General features: G+C 63.2%; 13 protein-coding genes. 7 read left to right on the plus strand and 6 right to left on the minus strand.

Going from position 1 to position 16584, the window contains the following annotated elements; genetic code table 11:
• Positions 1-39: 39 nt before the first annotated feature.
• Positions 40-243, minus strand: a complete 204-nt coding sequence (locus AC1D1N_RS09035) for a hypothetical protein (RefSeq protein WP_112560371.1) — start codon at positions 241-243, stop codon at positions 40-42.
• A 183-nt stretch (positions 244-426) separates the two neighbouring features.
• Here AC1D1N_RS09035 and AC1D1N_RS09040 point away from each other — a divergent pair, with 183 nt between their 5' ends.
• From AC1D1N_RS09040 to AC1D1N_RS09050, 3 genes are all read left to right on the plus strand, one after another.
• Positions 427-4260, plus strand: coding sequence for a hydantoinase B/oxoprolinase family protein (locus AC1D1N_RS09040; RefSeq protein WP_477348002.1), 3834 nt, complete (start codon positions 427-429; stop codon positions 4258-4260).
• Positions 4261-4403: 143 nt separating this feature from the next.
• Positions 4404-5651, plus strand: a complete 1248-nt coding sequence (locus AC1D1N_RS09045; protein WP_477348004.1) for a BtaA family protein — start codon at positions 4404-4406, stop codon at positions 5649-5651.
• Positions 5648-6316 (plus strand): class I SAM-dependent methyltransferase, encoded by a 669-nt coding sequence (locus AC1D1N_RS09050; RefSeq protein ID WP_477348006.1) that lies wholly within the window; start codon positions 5648-5650, stop codon positions 6314-6316. The genes AC1D1N_RS09045 and AC1D1N_RS09050 overlap by 4 nt, the downstream gene beginning before the upstream one ends.
• On the opposite strand, the gene AC1D1N_RS09055 is transcribed toward AC1D1N_RS09050, so the two are convergent.
• The gene (locus AC1D1N_RS09055) at positions 6313-7692 is read right to left on the minus strand and encodes a serine hydrolase domain-containing protein (protein ID WP_477348008.1); all 1380 of its coding nucleotides are present in this window, start codon (positions 7690-7692) and stop codon (positions 6313-6315) included. The genes AC1D1N_RS09050 and AC1D1N_RS09055 overlap by 4 nt on opposite strands.
• A 228-nt stretch (positions 7693-7920) precedes the next feature.
• On the opposite strand from AC1D1N_RS09055, the gene AC1D1N_RS09060 reads away from it, so the two are divergent.
• Together AC1D1N_RS09060 and AC1D1N_RS09065 are read left to right on the plus strand one after the other, a co-directional pair.
• Entirely contained in the window at positions 7921-8718 is a 798-nt protein-coding gene (locus tag AC1D1N_RS09060; protein ID WP_112560366.1) for a glycoside hydrolase family 25 protein, read from the plus strand.
• 92 nt (positions 8719-8810) lie between these two features.
• Positions 8811-10040, plus strand: coding sequence for a lytic murein transglycosylase (locus AC1D1N_RS09065; RefSeq protein WP_477348010.1), 1230 nt, complete (start codon positions 8811-8813; stop codon positions 10038-10040).
• A 54-nt stretch (positions 10041-10094) separates the two neighbouring features.
• On the opposite strand, the gene AC1D1N_RS09070 is transcribed toward AC1D1N_RS09065, so the two are convergent.
• Entirely contained in the window at positions 10095-10994 is a 900-nt protein-coding gene (locus tag AC1D1N_RS09070) for a LysR family transcriptional regulator (protein ID WP_477348012.1), read from the minus strand.
• A gap of 120 nt (positions 10995-11114) precedes the next feature.
• Between AC1D1N_RS09070 and AC1D1N_RS09075 the strand changes: the two genes are divergently transcribed.
• Positions 11115-11846 (plus strand): SDR family oxidoreductase, encoded by a 732-nt coding sequence (locus AC1D1N_RS09075; protein ID WP_477348014.1) that lies wholly within the window; start codon positions 11115-11117, stop codon positions 11844-11846.
• Here the strand turns inward: AC1D1N_RS09075 and AC1D1N_RS09080 are convergent.
• Entirely contained in the window at positions 11843-13063 is a 1221-nt protein-coding gene (locus AC1D1N_RS09080) for an alanine racemase (RefSeq protein WP_352559937.1), read from the minus strand. The genes AC1D1N_RS09075 and AC1D1N_RS09080 overlap by 4 nt on opposite strands.
• Before the next feature lie 215 nt (positions 13064-13278).
• On the opposite strand from AC1D1N_RS09080, the gene AC1D1N_RS09085 reads away from it, so the two are divergent.
• Complete coding sequence (locus AC1D1N_RS09085) at positions 13279-14196, plus strand: DMT family transporter (RefSeq protein ID WP_477348016.1); 918 nt, start codon at positions 13279-13281, stop codon at positions 14194-14196.
• Positions 14197-14601: 405 nt separating this feature from the next.
• Here the strand turns inward: AC1D1N_RS09085 and metF are convergent, their stop codons facing one another.
• Positions 14602-15519 carry a methylenetetrahydrofolate reductase [NAD(P)H] gene (metF, locus tag AC1D1N_RS09090; protein WP_112560361.1) on the minus strand — a complete coding sequence of 306 codons (918 nt, stop codon included), beginning with the start codon at positions 15517-15519 and terminating at the stop codon, positions 14602-14604.
• The gene (locus AC1D1N_RS09095) at positions 15519-16541 is read right to left on the minus strand and encodes an ArsR/SmtB family transcription factor (protein ID WP_477348018.1); all 1023 of its coding nucleotides are present in this window, start codon (positions 16539-16541) and stop codon (positions 15519-15521) included. The genes metF and AC1D1N_RS09095 overlap by 1 nt, the downstream gene beginning before the upstream one ends.
• Positions 16542-16584: the final 43 nt, after the last annotated feature.

Raw genomic sequence — 16584 nt, forward strand, 5'->3', positions numbered from 1 at the left:
GCCTCCTCTCTCGTCACATCAAAGTGACCGAGACTGCTGCTACTGCGCGGGGGCGGCAGGAGCAGGCGTTGCCGGAGCCGGTTCAGCAGGCTTCGGGGTATCGGGGTTTGCCGGCTGCATCGGCTGGTCGGCCGCCGGCGGATTGGTGCTCTGGGTGGTGGTGTTGTCCGTACCGCTGTCGCTACAGGCGGCAACGCCGAGCAGGGCCAGGGCAGAAACGGACGCAAGAATGAGCTTTTTCATAACATCTCTCCTTCACTACACGCTCACATTGCAGTGAACGCTCGAAGAGGAAATGCATCAGACGGCCATGAGTTTCGTAACGTTGCGTTTCCTGATGTAACATCCCAGGCGGTGATTGCAGCTCGGGCGATGGCGCACAGAGGCGGATGATTTCAGGTCGAATCGACCTGAAATGAGCTCTGCGTGGACAAGAAATGGGATTTTTGGATCGACCGCGGCGGCACCTTCACCGACGTGATCGGGCGCGACCCGGACGGCGGGTTGCATCCCAGGAAACTCCTGTCGGAAAATCCCGAAGCCTACCCTGATGCGGCCATAGCCGGCATCCGTGAGTTGCTCGGTCTGAAATCGGGCGCCGCCATTCCGTCCGGCCTGATTGGCGACATCAAGATGGGCACCACCGTCGCCACCAACGCGCTTTTGGAGCGCAAGGGCGACCGCGTGCTCTTGCTGATCACCAAGGGCTTTCGCGATGCGCTAAAGATCGCCTATCAGGCGCGGCCAGATATCTTCGCCAAGGAGATCATCCTTCCCGAACAGCTCTACGAGCGTGTCATCGAGATCAACGAACGCGTGCGGGCCAATGGCGATGTCGAGCGCCTGCTCGACATCGCCGCCTGCCGTCCCGCGATCGAAAAGGCCCGCGCCGACGGCATCGATGCGGTGGCGATCGTCTTCATGCACGCCTGGAAATACCCCGACCACGAGAAGGCGGTGGCGAAAGTCTGCCGGAAGATCGGCTTTTCGCAGATTTCGGTCAGCCATGAGGTCTCGCCGCTGATCAAGCTGGTCGGTCGCGGCGACACCACCGTGGTCGATGCCTATCTCTCGCCGATCCTGTCGAGGTATGTGCAAAGGGTGGCGGGCGAGCTGGGCGCCCTCTCCCCCCTCGAGGGGGGTGAGGATCGGTCGGCCGAAGGCCGAGAAAAAGCCAACGATTTGGCTTTTTCAGCGACGAACGCCCGGAGCCATAGCGAAGGGCAGTCGGCAAAGCGGCCAGAGCGGGTCCACTCAGAAGGCACCGCCGGAGCGTCGAGCCCAATCGATCCGACCCCACCCGGCGGCTCCGCCGCCACCCTCCCCTCGAGGGGGAGGGAAAGCCCTCGCCTGATGTTCATGATGTCGTCGGGCGGGCTCACCGCCGCCGACATGTTCCAGGGCAAGGATGCGCTGTTGTCCGGTCCGGCGGGCGGCGTCGTCGGCATGGTCGAAACGGCGAAGCTCGCCGGCTTCGAGAAAGTCATCGGCTTCGACATGGGCGGCACCTCGACCGACGTCGCCCATTATGACGGCGAGTATGAGCGCGCCTTCGACACCGAGGTCGCCGGCGTGCGCATCCGCGCGCCAATGATGCGCATCCACACCGTGGCTGCCGGCGGCGGCTCGATCCTGCACTACGAAGCTGGCCGCTTTCGCGCCGGGCCGGATTCCGCCGGCGCCAATCCCGGCCCGGCCGCCTACCGGCGCGGCGGCCCGCTCGCCGTCACAGACGCCAATGTGATGCTGGGCAAGCTGCAGCCCGATTTCTTCCCCGCAATTTTCGGCCCCGGCCAGGACCAGCCGCTGGATGCGACCGCGGTACGCGAAAAATTCGCCGCACTCGCCGCCGAAATCGGCGACGGCCGCACCCCGGAAGCCGTCGCCGAAGGCTTTGTCACCATCGCCGTCGAAAACATGGCCAACGCCATCAAGAAGATATCCGTCCAGCGCGGCTACGACGTCACCGAATATGTGCTGAACTGTTTTGGCGGCGCCGGCGGCCAGCATGCCTGCCTGGTTGCCGACGCGCTCGGCATGGAAGCGGTGCTGATCCACCCCTTCTCCGGCCTGCTGTCGGCCTATGGCATCGGCCTGTCATCGGTCTTTGCTTCACGGCAGCAGGCGCTGCTCAAGCCGCTGGCGGAAGAGTCCAGGTCCGAGATCGACAGCCTCATTGCCACGTTGAAAAAGGCCGTCATCGCCGAACTCGCGGCGCAAGGCATCGCCGAGGATAAAGTTGCCGCAAAGCCGGTTCTGCACATCCGCTACGACGGCACCGACACAACGCTGCCGGTGAATTTCGAGCAGGACTCGATCTTACAGGCCAGGCGCGACTTCGAAGTCGCCCACAAGGCGCAGTTTGGTTTCGTCTATGACGACAAGCCGATGATCGTCGAGACGGTTGGCGTCGAAGGCAGCGAAATCGCCGAGGCCAGGGCCGAAGCCTATGCGCCCGCAGGACCTGCACGGGTTGAAGCCGGCGCTTCCGGAACGCGGCGCATCTACACCGAAGGCCGGTGGCATGAGGCCGGCATCCATCGCCGCGAAAACCTGCGCCCCTCCAATTTGGTCGCGGGACCCGCTCTCATTATCGAGCCGAACCAGACCATCGTCGTCGAGCCGGGCTGGCGGGCCGAAATCACCAATCTCAATCACGTCGTCATTCGCCGCACGGAACGGAAAGTGCGCGCTGCGGCCCTCGGCACCCAAGCCGATCCGGTGATGCTGGAGGTCTTCAACAACCTCTTCATGTCGATCGCCGAGCAGATGGGCGTCACGCTGCAGAACACTGCCTATTCCGTCAACATCAAGGAAAGGCTGGACTTTTCCTGCGCCGTCTTCGACCGTCACGGCGCGCTGGTCGCCAACGCGCCGCACATGCCAGTGCATCTCGGCTCCATGGACCGATCGGTCGAGACCATCATCCGGCTGAACTCCGGCGACATCCATCCCGGTGACGTCTTTGCGCTGAATGCCCCCTACAATGGCGGCACGCATCTGCCCGACATCACCGTGGTGACGCCGGTGTTCGATGATGCGAAGAAAGAAATCCTGTTCTGGGCGGCGTCACGCGGTCATCATGCCGACATTGGTGGCACGGCCCCCGGCTCGATGACGCCGCTCGCCACTACCGTCGACGAGGAAGGTGTTTTGTTCGACAATTTCCGTGTTGTCGATCGCGGAAAATTCCGCGAGGCGGAACTGCAGACGCTGCTCACCGACCACCCCTACCCCGCTCGCAACCCGCCCCAGAACATCGCCGACCTCAAGGCGCAGATCGCCGCCAATGAAAAGGGCGTGGCGGAGCTGCGCAAGATGGTCGCCCATTTCGGCCTCGATGTCGTCGAAGCCTATATGGGCCATGTCCAGGACAATGCCGCCGAAAGCGTGCGCCGCGTGCTGGAGCGGCTGCCCGACGCATCAGAATATGAATACCCGACCGACACCGGCCAGGTCATCAAGGTGAAGATCACGGTCGACCGGCAAAAACGCGAGGCGACCGTCGACTTCACCGGCACCTCGCCGGTCATGAGGAACAATTTCAACGCGCCGGAGCCCGTCGCCCGTGCAGCGGTGCTCTACGCCTTCCGCGTCATGGTCGAGGACATGATACCGATGAATGCCGGCTGTCTGCGGCCAATCAACATCATCATCCCCGACGGCTGCATGCTGAAACCCAGCTATCCCGCCGCCGTCGTCGCCGGCAATGTCGAGACCTCGCAGCATGTCACCAACGCGCTGTTCGGCGCCATGGGCGCCATGGCCAACGCGCAAGGCACGATGAACAACCTGACCTTCGGCAACAAGCAGTACCAGTATTACGAGACGATCTGTTCCGGCTCGCCGGCCGGGCAGATGAACTCTGGCCGCGGCTTTGCCGGCACCTCCGGCGTCCACTCCCACATGACCAATTCGCGCCTTACCGATCCGGAAGTGCTGGAACTGCGCTTTCCCGTTCTGCTCGAGGATTTCCACATCCGCGAAGGCTCCGGCGGCAAAGGCAAATGGAGCGCCGGCGACGGCACCAGGCGGACGATCCGTTTCCTCGAAAAGATGGAATGCGCGATCCTGTCCTCGCACCGCAACCGGCCGCCGAAAGGTTTGGATGGCGGCGGCGATGGCGAGGTCGGCTCGACCAAGGTCCGCCGCAATGACGGTTCAATCGATGTTCTGAAGGCTTGCGACCAGACGGTGCTCGACGCCGGCGACGCCGTCATCCTGACGACGCCGACGCCGGGAGGGTTTGGCCAAGATTAATGCACATCGCCCAAAAATTGTTCATCCGTTTTGGGAAAGCGACTTGCGTCAGAACAGCAACCTGAAGCGTCAACAGGCTGTCACTGGCCTGTCATGACGCTGCGCTACCCGCTTGCGCCAAAGCAAACGGGGAATCATTAGCCATGACGGACGTTTCGGCAGATCTGGTCTTTCGCCGTGGCAAGGAAGTTGGAAAAGCTGTCTATCAGAACCGCCCGCTGTCCAAGGCCGGTCTTTCCGAGCGGCTGTTTGCGCTTCTGTTTTCCGGCCTCGTCTACCCGCAGATCTGGGAAGACCCTGAAGTCGACATGGAGGCCATGCAGCTTGGCCAGGGCCATCGCGTCGTCACCATCGCCTCCGGCGGCTGCAACATCCTCGCTTACCTCACCCGCTCGCCTGAACGCGTCGATGCGGTCGATCTCAACGCCGCCCACATCGCCTTGAACCGGATGAAGCTGGAGGCGGTGCGGCATCTGCCTTCGCAGGGCGACCTGTTCCGCTTCTTTGGCGCCGCCGACACCAGCCACAATTCGGAAGCCTATGACCGCTTCATCGCGCCGCACCTCGACCCGGTCAGCCGCCACTACTGGGAGCGCCGCAACTGGCGCGGCCGCCGGCGCATCACCGTCTTCGACCGCAATTTCTACCAGACCGGCCTGCTCGGCCTGTTCATCGCCATGGGCCATCGCACCGCCAAATTCTTCGGTGTCGACCCCGCCGGCATCATGGCGTCGAAGAGCATCGCCGACCAGCGTCGTTTCTTCAACGAAGAGTTGGCGCCGGTCTTCGACAAGAAGCTGTTGCGATGGGCGACATCGCGCAAAGCCTCGCTGTTCGGTCTCGGCATTCCGCCGGCGCAGTACGATTCGCTGATCACTTCGGGCGACGGCTCAATGGCCAGCGTGCTGAAGGCCCGGCTGGAAAAGCTCGCTTGCGATTTTCCATTGAAGAACAATTACTTCGCCTGGCAGGCTTTCGCCCGCCGCTATCCCAATCCGGGCGAGGCCGCCCTTCCCGCCTACCTCGAAGAACGCAACTACAAGGCGATCCGCAATAATGTCGATCGCGTCGGCATCCACCACGCCAACCTGATCGAATTCCTGGCCGGCAAGGACGCCGGGACCGTCGACCGCTTCATCCTGCTCGACGCGCAGGACTGGATGACGGACGACCAGCTCAACGCGCTGTGGTCGGAGATCACCCGCACCGCCTCGGTCGGCGCCCGCGTCATCTTCCGCACCGCGGCCGAACCCAGCCTGCTGCCCGGCCGCGTCTCGACTTCGCTACTCGACCAGTGGAACTACGAGGACGAGGCCTCGCGCGACTATTCGGCCCGCGACCGCTCGGCGATCTATGGCGGCTTCCACCTCTATGTGAAGCGCCCGGCATGAGCACGAGCGAGCTGCCGGCCGACCATGCCAAGTTGATGGACGGCGTCTATCGCTGGCAGCGCCATATCTACGACCTGACCCGCAAATATTACCTGCTCGGCCGTGACCAGATGATATCGGGGCTGGACGTGCCGGCGAGAGGCACAGTGCTCGAACTCGGCTGCGGCACCGGCCGCAACATTGCGCTGGCCGCCCGCCGCTATCCCGATGCCCGTTTCTACGGCCTCGATATTTCGACCGAGATGCTGGAGACGGCCAGCAAGGCCATTGGCCGCGAAGGCCTGTCCGGTCGCGTCGTGCTGGCGTGCGGCGATGCCACCGATTTCGACGCCAAAACGCTGTTCGGCGTCGTTCACTTCGACCGCATTTTCGTGTCCTATTCGCTGTCGATGATCCCGGGCTGGGAAAAGACGGTTTCTGCTGCCCTTGCCGCGCTTGCGCCTGGCGGCTCGCTGCACGTCGTCGATTTCGGCCAGCAGGAAGGCCTGCCGCGCTGGTTCCGGACCGTGTTGCGCGGTTGGCTCAAAAAGTTCCATGTCACCCCGCGTGAATCTCTGCGCGAAGTCCTGGAATCGGAGTCTCGGCGAACCGGCGCAACCTTCCGTTTCCGCACGCTTTATCGCGGTTATGCGTGGCTGGCGGTGATCGCGCAGCCAAGAGTCTAATGTAGCGCCTTCACCAGCGCGCCAAGCATCACTTGCGGCCGGTAGCCGAGCTTGGCCGGCGTCAGCCCGAGCCGCACCACGACCAATTGCTCTGAAGGGATGATGGCGACCGTCTGGCCGTCATGGCCCTCCATCCAGTAGGTATCCTTGGGCAGGCCGGCGGCGACGCCGGCGCCAGGATTTTCCTCATCGCCCGGCGCTTCGATCCACAACTGCCCCTTGCCATAGACTTTCGAGGCAGGTGCAGGCTCTCTCATCCAGTCTACAAAACCGGCGGGCAGGATCTGGTTGCCGTTCCACACCCCGCCTTGCAGCAGGAACTGACCGAAGCGCGCCCAGTCATGGCCGGTGGCGTAGAGATAGGATGAGCCGACGAAGGTGCCTTCTTCGTCTGTTTCGAGCACCGCGCTTTGCATGCCAAGCGGCGCGAACAGCGCTGTCCGCGGCCAAGCCAGCGCCTTCGGCTTGTCGCCGATCGCGTCCTGCCACAGCCGCGACAGCATCACTGCCGTGCCGCTCGAATAGGAGAAGACCTTACCCACTTCGCCGGTCAGCGGCTTGGATTCGGCGAAGCCCGCCATGTCGGGCTCGAGATAGAGCATGCGCGTTACATCGGCGAGGTCGCCATAATCTTCGTTGAACTCCAGCCCGCTCGACATCGCCATCATGTCGGCCAGACTGATGGCGGCGCGGCCGTCCGTCTTCCAGGGGCCGAACAGGCCCTGATTGATCACCGCCATCTTGCCGTCCTTGACCAGCGTACCGACGAGCGCGGCATTGACCGTCTTGGTCATCGACCATCCGAGCAGCGGCGTCTTCGCCGAAAACCCGTCGCCATAGCGCTCGGCAACGATGCGGCCGTTCTTCACCACCACCACAGCCCGCATGCCGGTGCCGGTCATCCCTGCATCGTCGAGGATCTTGCCGATCTCGGGATTCTGCGAGGCATCGACCCGATCTCCCTCCGGCCACAGATCGCCCTTGGTGGTCGCCGACGCTTCGGCAGGGATTGTCGCGCGCCGTACCTTGCCGACATCGCCATCTGGAACCGAGGCGCAACCCAAGCCGTCGCGCGCGACGGCAATGCTCTTGCCGAGGAAGCCAAACAGTCCGGCCGAGACGGTCCCCCTGTTCTTGTCGACCGACACTTTCATCAGCCTGAGCAGCGGATGGCCGGGTGCCTGCACGTCGACGGCAAGCACCTCATTGGGGTCACGCCCGGCGATAAAAACATTCGAGCAGACGATCTTGGCCGAATAGCCGGAGCCGACGCGGATCAGTTCCGGCGGTGCGATGTAGAGCCAGGCAAACAGCGCGGCAACCGCCAGCACGACCAGGCCAAGCAGCCACTTTATGACCTTCACGACGATCCGCATCTTTAAGTCCCTGCTTTTCCGCTGCCCGGTGGCTTGCGGCTCGATTCATGTCATCGATTTGCCGCCATTGCTTCCGCAAAATCGATGTTCTTGTCGAGCGCCGTCAACCTGTTATCAACCATGATCGGCGATCACTGGAGAATCAGGCGATGCTGTGGGGCGATCGCCTGAGGGGCACCTGCAACAACAACCCAACAGCGACCGGCTGATTCCGGCTCGGAAAATGCGATGCGCCGTTTCGCGGCCCTCATCACGTTGACGCTGCTGGCCGCCTGCTCGACCGCCGGCGATCTCGTGCCGTCGATGTCGCCTTCGAGCAGCCCGACGGTTGCGGTGCGCGCACCGCGCTTCGAAGACTCCAAGCCGCATGAATGGGACAGCGGCGCGCCCTGGAATTACGCCGTTCACGGCACCGATGTCTCCAAGTACCAGACGTCGGTCGACTGGCCGACAGCCAAGGCCAGCGGCATCTCCTTCGCCTTCATCAAGGCGACCGAGGGCGGCGATCGTTTCGACGACTATTTCAACGAGCACTGGGCCCGCACCAAAGCCAATGGCATTCCGCGCGCGGCCTACCATTTCTTCTATTTCTGCACGCCGGCCGCCACCCAGGCGCGCTGGTTCATCGAAAACGTGCCTGTCGACCGCTCGGCCATGCCGCCGGTGCTCGACATGGAATGGAACCCGAAATCGCCGACCTGCCGGCTGCGTCCGGATTCGGCGACGGTGCGCGCGGAGATGACCACCTTTCTCGAAATCGTCGAACGGCACTATGGCAAGAAGCCGATCATCTACACCTCGGTCGACTTCTTTGACGACAATGACCTTTCGACTTTCCGCGGCTATCCCTACTGGCTGCGCTCGGTCGCCGGCCACCCCCGCCAGAAATATGGCAGCCACCCGTTCACCTTCTGGCAATACACCGGAACCGGCATCGTTCCCGGCATGACCGGCAAATCCGATATCAACGTCTTCAACGGCAGCGAAGCTGCCTGGAAAAAGTGGCTGCGGCAGAATACGCATTGACACCGGTGCAACGGCAGCGAAGCCGTCCGAAACCGCAGGCCGCGGCAGAACACCCGTTGACACCGGCGCTGCCGCCTGCTTTTCGACGGTCCATGCGAACCGATTTGCAACCACAGGGATATCAGGGCCGGAAACAGTCGAAGAACCGACTGCGCTCCGGGCTGCTCGCGGCCCTGCTGCTCAGCGCCGCGGCCATGCCGGCGGCGACGCAGGAATGCGGCGGCGACTTCGAAGCCTGGAAGCAGGGCGTCGCGGCGGAAGCCAAGGCAGCCGGCGTCGGCGCTGCCGGCCTCGACGCGCTGGAAGCCGCCAACATCGACGACAAGGTGCTGGCGCGCGATCGCGCCCAGGGCGTCTTCGCCCAGACCTTTATCCAGTTCTCCAACCGCATGATCTCGGCCTACCGGCTGAAGCAGGGCGCGGCCAACCTGAAGAAATACGCCGACGTCTTTGCCCGCGCCGACCAGCAGTTCGGCGTCCAGGCGCCGATCATCGCCGCCTTCTGGGGGCTGGAGACCGATTTCGGCGCCGTGCAGGGCGATTTCCACACGCTGAGCGCCTTGGTGACGCTGTCGCATGACTGCCGCCGCCCGCAGCTGTTTAGGCCGCAGCTGGTGCCGCTGTTGATGCTGATCGATCGCGGCGTCGTGCCGGCCGACGTCACCGGCGCCTGGGCCGGCGAGGTTGGCCAGACGCAGATCCTGCCCTCCGACTATCTGGCGCGCGGCGTCGACGGCGACGGCGATGGCATCGTCGACCTCAGGCGCAGCGTGCCCGACGTGATCATGACCACGGCCAACAAGGTGCTGTCGCGCGGCTGGAAACGCGACCAGCCCTGGATCGAGGAAGTGCGCGTGCCCGAGGACATGCCGTGGGAGCAGACCGGCCGCACCAACAAGCTGCCGCTGTCGCAATGGGCCGCCTGGGGCGTTACCAATCCCGACGGCACGCCGCTGATCGACAACGGCCTCAAGGCCGGCCTGGCGCTGCCGATGGGCCGCAAGGGCCCGGCCTTCCTCGCCTATGACAATTTCGACGTCTATCTCGAATGGAACCAGTCCTTCACCTACGCGCTGACGGCGGCAAACCTCGCGGCACGGTTGGCAGGGGCAAAGCAGTTCGACCCGCGCAATCCCGAAACCGGGCTCAATGGCGACCAGATGAAGGAATTGCAGACCAAGCTCGAAGCGCGTGGCTACGATGTCGGCACCGTCGACGGCATTCTGGGCACCAACACCCGTGAGGCTATCCGCAAGGAACAGATGCGGCTTGGCATGCCGGTCGATGGCTGGCCGACGCCGGAGCTGTTGGGGAAGTTGTGAAGAAGTGAGTAGGCAGCAGGGGCGTAGGCAGTAGAACCTCCCAAGCGGTATTCCCTATTCTCTAGTCCCTGCCCGAACGAAATCGATAAATACTCGCAAAGCCGGCGGGACGTGTCTCGAACTTGGGTGATACAGGAAGAAGCCTGGGAAGCTGGGCGACCAGGGCTCAAGAAATCTCACCAGCCTGCCAGTCCCGATCGACGGCTGGACCTGATAGTCGATCATGTAGGCGACACCTGCTCCACCCAGCGCCGCATTCAGCACCAGCTCGGTGTCGTTGACGGTCAGGCTGCCCTGGACTGCGATCTCAAGAACCCGTTTGCCGCGCGAAAACTCCCACCGGTAGATGTGGCCGCCGCCCGGCCATTGAAAATTGATGCATTGGTGCTGGTGCAGATCCTGGGGATGACGGGGAATTGCGCGGCCTTCAAGGTAGGCCGGGGCAGCCACCGCCGCCATTTGCAGATCCTCGCTGAGCTTGACTGCCACCATGTCCTTCTGCAGCCGCTCGCCGAGACGGATCCCGGCGTCGAACCGGCTCTGGACAATATCGGTCAGCATGTCGTCGACGATCACCGTCAGCGCGATTTCGGGATAGGCGCGCTGGAAGTCTCCCAGGATAGGCGCGATGAAACGCATCGCCGCGACGCGCGACACGTTGATGCGCAGCGGTCCCGCCGGCCGATCCCGTCCGGCCTGAACGTCGGCAACAGCACCATTCAGTTCGCCGAATGCAGCGGCCAGCCGGGCAAACAGCGTATCGCCGGCAGCGGTCGGTGAAACACTGCGGGTCGTGCGGTTGAGCAGCCTGACCCCGACACGAGCCTCCAACTGCCGGATCGATTGGCTGAGCGACGGCGGCGACACACGCAGCCGCGCAGCGGCGCGAACGAAACTGCCCTCCTCCACGATCGCGGCAAATGCCTTGAGCTGGGAGAATTCGGAACCGCGCATTGTGTATTCCTGGATTAACAAGCCAGTTAGATAATAGGCCATTATCTGATCAGTTGTATTGCCCTATTTCTCGACCATCGGCCTGCCAACCGCAGGCCTGAACGGTTGAAGGAATTGATCATGTCCCAGTCCTTGCAAGGCAAAACCGCACTGGTCACCGGCAGTTCGCGCGGTATCGGGCGAGCCATCGCCGAAGGGCTCGCGGCCAAGGGCGCTGCCGTCGTCGTCAATTATGTCAGCAACCGGAAAGCAGCTGACGAGGTCGTGGTCGCTATCGCCAGGAAGGGCGGAAAGGCAATCGCCATTGAGGCCGACATTTCCGTTCTTGCCGATGTCCGTCGCCTGTTCGACGAGACCGAGAACCAATTGGGCGCGATAGATATTGTCGTTGCCAATGTCGGCGTCGCCATCATCAAGCCGTCCATCGAGGTGAGTGAAGCCGATTTCGACCTTGTCTTCGGAACCAATGCCAAGGGCACGTTCTTCACGCTTCAGGAAGCAGCGCGCCGTGTGAGCGACAGCGGCCGGATCATCGCGGTCTCCACTGGCGGCACCAAGATGTTCTTCACGCAGACGGCGCTCTATCTCGGCAGCAAGGGTGCCGTCGAACAATTCGTCCGCGTGCTCTCGCGGGAACTCGGGGCGCGCGGCATCACCGTGAATGCACTGTCGCCGGGCTTCACCGACACGGACCTGCTTCCCGAGCGCGATCGTGCCGTGGCCGCCGGCATGTCGCCCTTCGGCAGGATTGGCGCCACGCGCGACGTTGCCGATGTCGCGGTCTTCCTGGCCAGCGACGAGGCCCGCTGGCTGACCGGCGAGAATATCCAGGCCGGTGGCGGGGTGGCCTAATCCGCCATCGTCTCCAGGCTGGCAAACCCTTGCGGTGCGTCCCCTTCGTCGAAGGGCGTCGTCACCTCGACGAAAGTGTCGGGATAAAAGCCGTTGAAGCGGGTTCTCAGCGACAGCGAATAGGCGCCGATATGGCCGATCTCGATCCAGTCGCCGGTGTCGACGGTTTCCGGCAGCCAGAAGGGCCTCGACAGGATGTCGACGGAATCGCAGGTGGCGCCGCAGACCTTGAACGGCACGATGTTCTTCTCCTCGCCATTGCGCGAGCGGATCGCCGGATCGGGAATGAAGCGCGCCGGCAGCGTTATCTTGCCGGTCCATGAATCCGACAGCGACGCCCAGATGCCGTCATTGATGTAGAGCCGCTTGCCCTTGCGCAGCAGCACGCGCACGATCAGCGAAAGGCAGCGCGCCACGATCACCCGGCCGGGCTCGGCCACCAGCGGCATCTGGTCGAACTGATATTCCCTGAGGTCGCCCGACAGCCGCGACATGATCTGGCCGAGCGACGGCATCTCGACCTGCTTGCGGTTGGGATCATGGCCATATTCGGCAGGAAAACCGCCGCCGACATCGAGGCCGGCAACGTCAAAGGTCAGCCGGTTGCGCACCCAGTCGGCCGAGGCCAATGCCCGTTCATAGGTGTCGGGATCCTCGATCTGGCTGCCGACATGAAAGCACAGGCCGACCTTGTAGCCGGTGCGGTTGAGCCGCTCGGCAAGCTCCACCGCATAGGCCGGCCCGGCGCCGAATTTCTTCGACAGTTCGTAAGCCGCCGAGCCCTTGGTCTGGATGCGCACGAAGACGCTGATGGCGCCCGGATCGATATCGAGCGCCCGCACCACGCGCGTCAGCTTGGTGATTTCGTCCTCATGGTCGAGCGAAATGACGCGGATGGCGTATTTCTCCAGCGCCAACTTGATGTCCGACTGCGCCTTGACCGGATGCATGTAAAGCATCTCGGCATCGGGTGAGACCGCACGCACGGCGGCGAACTCGCCGGGCGAAGCCACATCGAAGGCAGTAACGCCGGCTTCGACCAGCGCCTTCAGCACGATCTGCTCGCCATTGGTCTTGACCGCATAGGCGGTCTTGCCGGGAAACATGCCCATGAATTGTTTGGCATCCGCCTTCAGCACCTGCGGGCGAAAGCAGTAGACCGGGTCGTCAGGACGAAGCGCCAGCGCCGCCTCGCGGGCATTTTCGAATCGCTGCATGGACGAATCCCCTGACTTTCTCGGCTGCGCACAATTAATCCAAGCTAGCGGCTAAAGAAAACAATTCTGTGTCTCGCGGCGCTGATGCTACGGCGTTACGTCCAAATGGTTACGTCTGCCATCCGATCAGGTTTCGGGTGGCCCTTGTCGCTGGACCCTATATGCCTTTTGCCTGACCGACTGGCGCTCGCGCCGTCTGGGGAGGACGATTCGAAATGGCAATTGCCACGACATCCATGCAGCGCGGACCGATGACGCTCAGGGACTGGGGCCAGCTTCTGCTGCTCGGCGCGATCTGGGGCGGTTCATTCTTCTTTGCCCGCATCGCCGTTGCCGAGATGCACCCGCTGGTGCTGGTGCTGTTTCGCGTCGCCATCGCGGCCATCGCGCTGCAGCTCTATCTCGCCATTCGCGGCCCGTCCTTCCGCCTCGCCTTTCCGCATGCCGGCCTGTTTTTCCTCCTGGCGCTCGCTAACAATGTCGTGCCGTTCTCGCTGATCTTCGCCGGCCAGACCGCGCTCGGCGCCGGCGTCGCCTCGGTGCTCAATGCGACGACGCCGTTCTGGACGCTGATCCTCGCCAATGCGTTGACATCGGACGAAAAGCTGTCGTGGAACAAGCTTGCCGGCATCGGGCTCGGCATCGCCGGCACCGCGGTCATGATCGGCCCCGGCCTGCTGGCCGGGCTCGGCGGCCCGGTCTGGGCGAAGTTCGCGCTGATCGGCGCCTCGCTGTCCTACGCTGTCGCGCTGATGATCGCCCGCCGCTTCAAGGGCGTGCCCTCGCCCGTCATCGCCACCGGACAATTGACGGCGTCGACCATCATCATGATCCCGGTGGTGCTGTTCACCTACGGCCCGGCCGGCCTGTTCTCGGCCTCGCCGCCGGTCTGGACGGCGGTGTTGGCGCTGGCGCTGCTGTCCACCGCCTTCGCCTACATTCTCTATTTCAATCTCGTCGCCTCGGCCGGCGCCACCAACGCGTCGCTGGTGACGCTTATCGTCCCGGCCAGCGCCATCCTGCTCGGCTTACTGTTCCTGAGCGAGCGGCTCGCTCTGTTCGAGTTCTGCGGCATGGCGCTGATTGCCTTCGGCCTGGTGACGATCGACGGGCGGCTGTTCGGTCGCCGCTAGAACGGGGATGGTAGCGCTGCCATGCCACGCTTCCGCCACAGACCCGTCACAATTTATTCACAGCCCGCCAGCGGGTATTTGCCGAAGAGTTTCAATGCCTAACACCAAATGGCAGGTCGCAAATTCCACAATCGTGTCGCATTGCAGCATACTTTCCGCTTGCCTGTGGCATAAATGACCCTAGACTCCACCCATAGCTCTTTCATAGAGGAGGCTATGACATGGGACTTACGAGGCCAATCAACGCATTGATGATCTGTGCTGCATTTGCCTTCATTGGCGCCCTTATCATAGGCGTTCTTCCGTAACCGCCAGAGCGGAAGAAGATAGCAGCAAATAGCCCACAAATTCGAAAGGCCGGGTTTTTCGCCCGGCCTTTTGCATTTCAGATCATCACGATTAGACTCAGGCCGCGGCCGACCCAGCCACTTCCGTTTCGTGCGAGCGGATGCCGATCATGTGGCAGATCGCGAACACCAGGTCGGCCCGGTTCATGGTGTAGAAGTGGAAATCGCTGACACCGCGCTCGACAAGGTCGAGCACCTGCTCTGCGGCCACGGCCGATGCCACCAAAGCATGCGTCTGCGGGTCGTTTTGCAGCCCCTCGAAGCGCTCGGCCAGCCATGCCGGCACCAGCGCGCCGCAGCGTGCCGAGAAATTGGCGACCTGGGTGAAATTATGCACCGGCAGGATGCCGGGCACGATCGGGATGTAGATGCCGGCGCGGCGCGCCCGCTCGACATAACGCTCGTAGAGATCGTTGTCGAAGAAGAACTGGGTGATCGCCCGCGTCGCGCCATTGTCGGCCTTGCGCTTCAGCATGTCGAAGTCGGTGGCGAAGTCAGGGCTTTCCGGATGCTTTTCCGGATAGGCCGAGACCGAAATGTCGAAATCGCCGGCGCCCTTCAGCGCGCCGACCAGTTCGGCGCCATTGGCATAGCCATCTGGATGCGGCCGGTAGGCGGTGCCGACGCCCGCCGCTGGATCGCCGCGCAAGGCGACGAAGCGTTTCACGCCCATCTCGGCGAATTCGCGAACCACGGCGTCGACCTCATGGCGGGCGGCGTCAACGCAGGTCATGTGCGCCGCCGGCGTCAGCGTCGTCTCGTTGAGGATGCGCTTGACCGTGCGGGCCGTGCGCTCGCGCGTCGAGCCGCCGGCGCCATAGGTCACCGAAACGAATTTCGGCTTCAGCGGCTCCAGCCTGGTGACGGTGTCCCAGAGCCTCGCCTCCATCTCGTCGGTCTTCGGCGGAAAGAACTCGAAGGAGACGCGGACCTTGTCGCCAATGTCGGGACGGCGGGAAAAGCGGAACTGGTTCATCAGGCGGTTTCCCCAATTTGGTATGCTTTGGCCGGCAAAGAGTCGTTGGAAGGTTCGGCGATCAGCATGCGGCGGTCGCGGCCGAGCCACAGCTTGACGGTGAGCCTGGCTTCGTTGCCGCCGCGCGGCTCGAACTCCTGGGCATCTTCGAGGTCGAGCTCAGCCTCGGCAAACCATTCCGATATTTGCCGATCGGAAAAGCCCAGTCTGACATGCGCATGCTGATCGCGCAGGAACTCCAGCGCATGCGGCGCGAAGTCGACGATCACCAGCCGGCCCGCCGGGCGCAGCAGCCTCGCCGCCTCGCGGATTGCGCGGGCGGGGTCATCGAGATAGTGCAGCACCTGATGGATGGTGACGAGGTCGAAGGCATCGCGCTCGACCGGCGGCGCAAAGATGTCGCCCTGGCGGACCTGCGCATTGGCAATGCCGGCCTTGTCGAGACTGGCGCGCGCCACCGTCAGCATCTCGCGCGACATATCGATGCCGACGCCACGCCGGTAGAGCGGCGAGAAGATCTCGAGGAGGCGCCCGGTGCCGGTGCCAAGATCGAGCATCGACTGGAACGGCCGCTTGCCGACCAGTTTGAGGAGTGCTGCTTCCACCGCGCGGTCCGGCACATGCAGCGAGCGGATATGGTCCCAGCTCGCAGCGTTTTCGGAGAAATATTCGGCGGCGCGATCCTGCCGCTTGCGCTTGACCGACGCCAGCCGCTCGAGGTCGCGCTCGACCTGCGGGTCGGCGCCGCGAATGCCGGAGACCAGCCCCATGACGAAGTCGCGCGCGGAGTCGGTATCTGACAGCCGGAAGAACGCCCAGGAGCCTTCCTGATAACGGCCGATCAGCCCTGCTTCCAGCAACAGCTTCAGATGGCGCGACACGCGCGGCTGCGACTGGCTGAGGATCTCGGTGAGATCGGACACGGTAAGGTCGCCGCGCGACAACAGCGCCAGGATGCGCAGGCGGCTCGATTCGGCCGCCGCCTTCAATGTATCCACCATCGTATCGAGCGAGACATGCATTGGCGTATTCTCGTTGAAAAGATATAAACATATGTTTATGTCA

It is taken from the genome of Mesorhizobium sp. P2_B5, assembly GCF_056404775.1.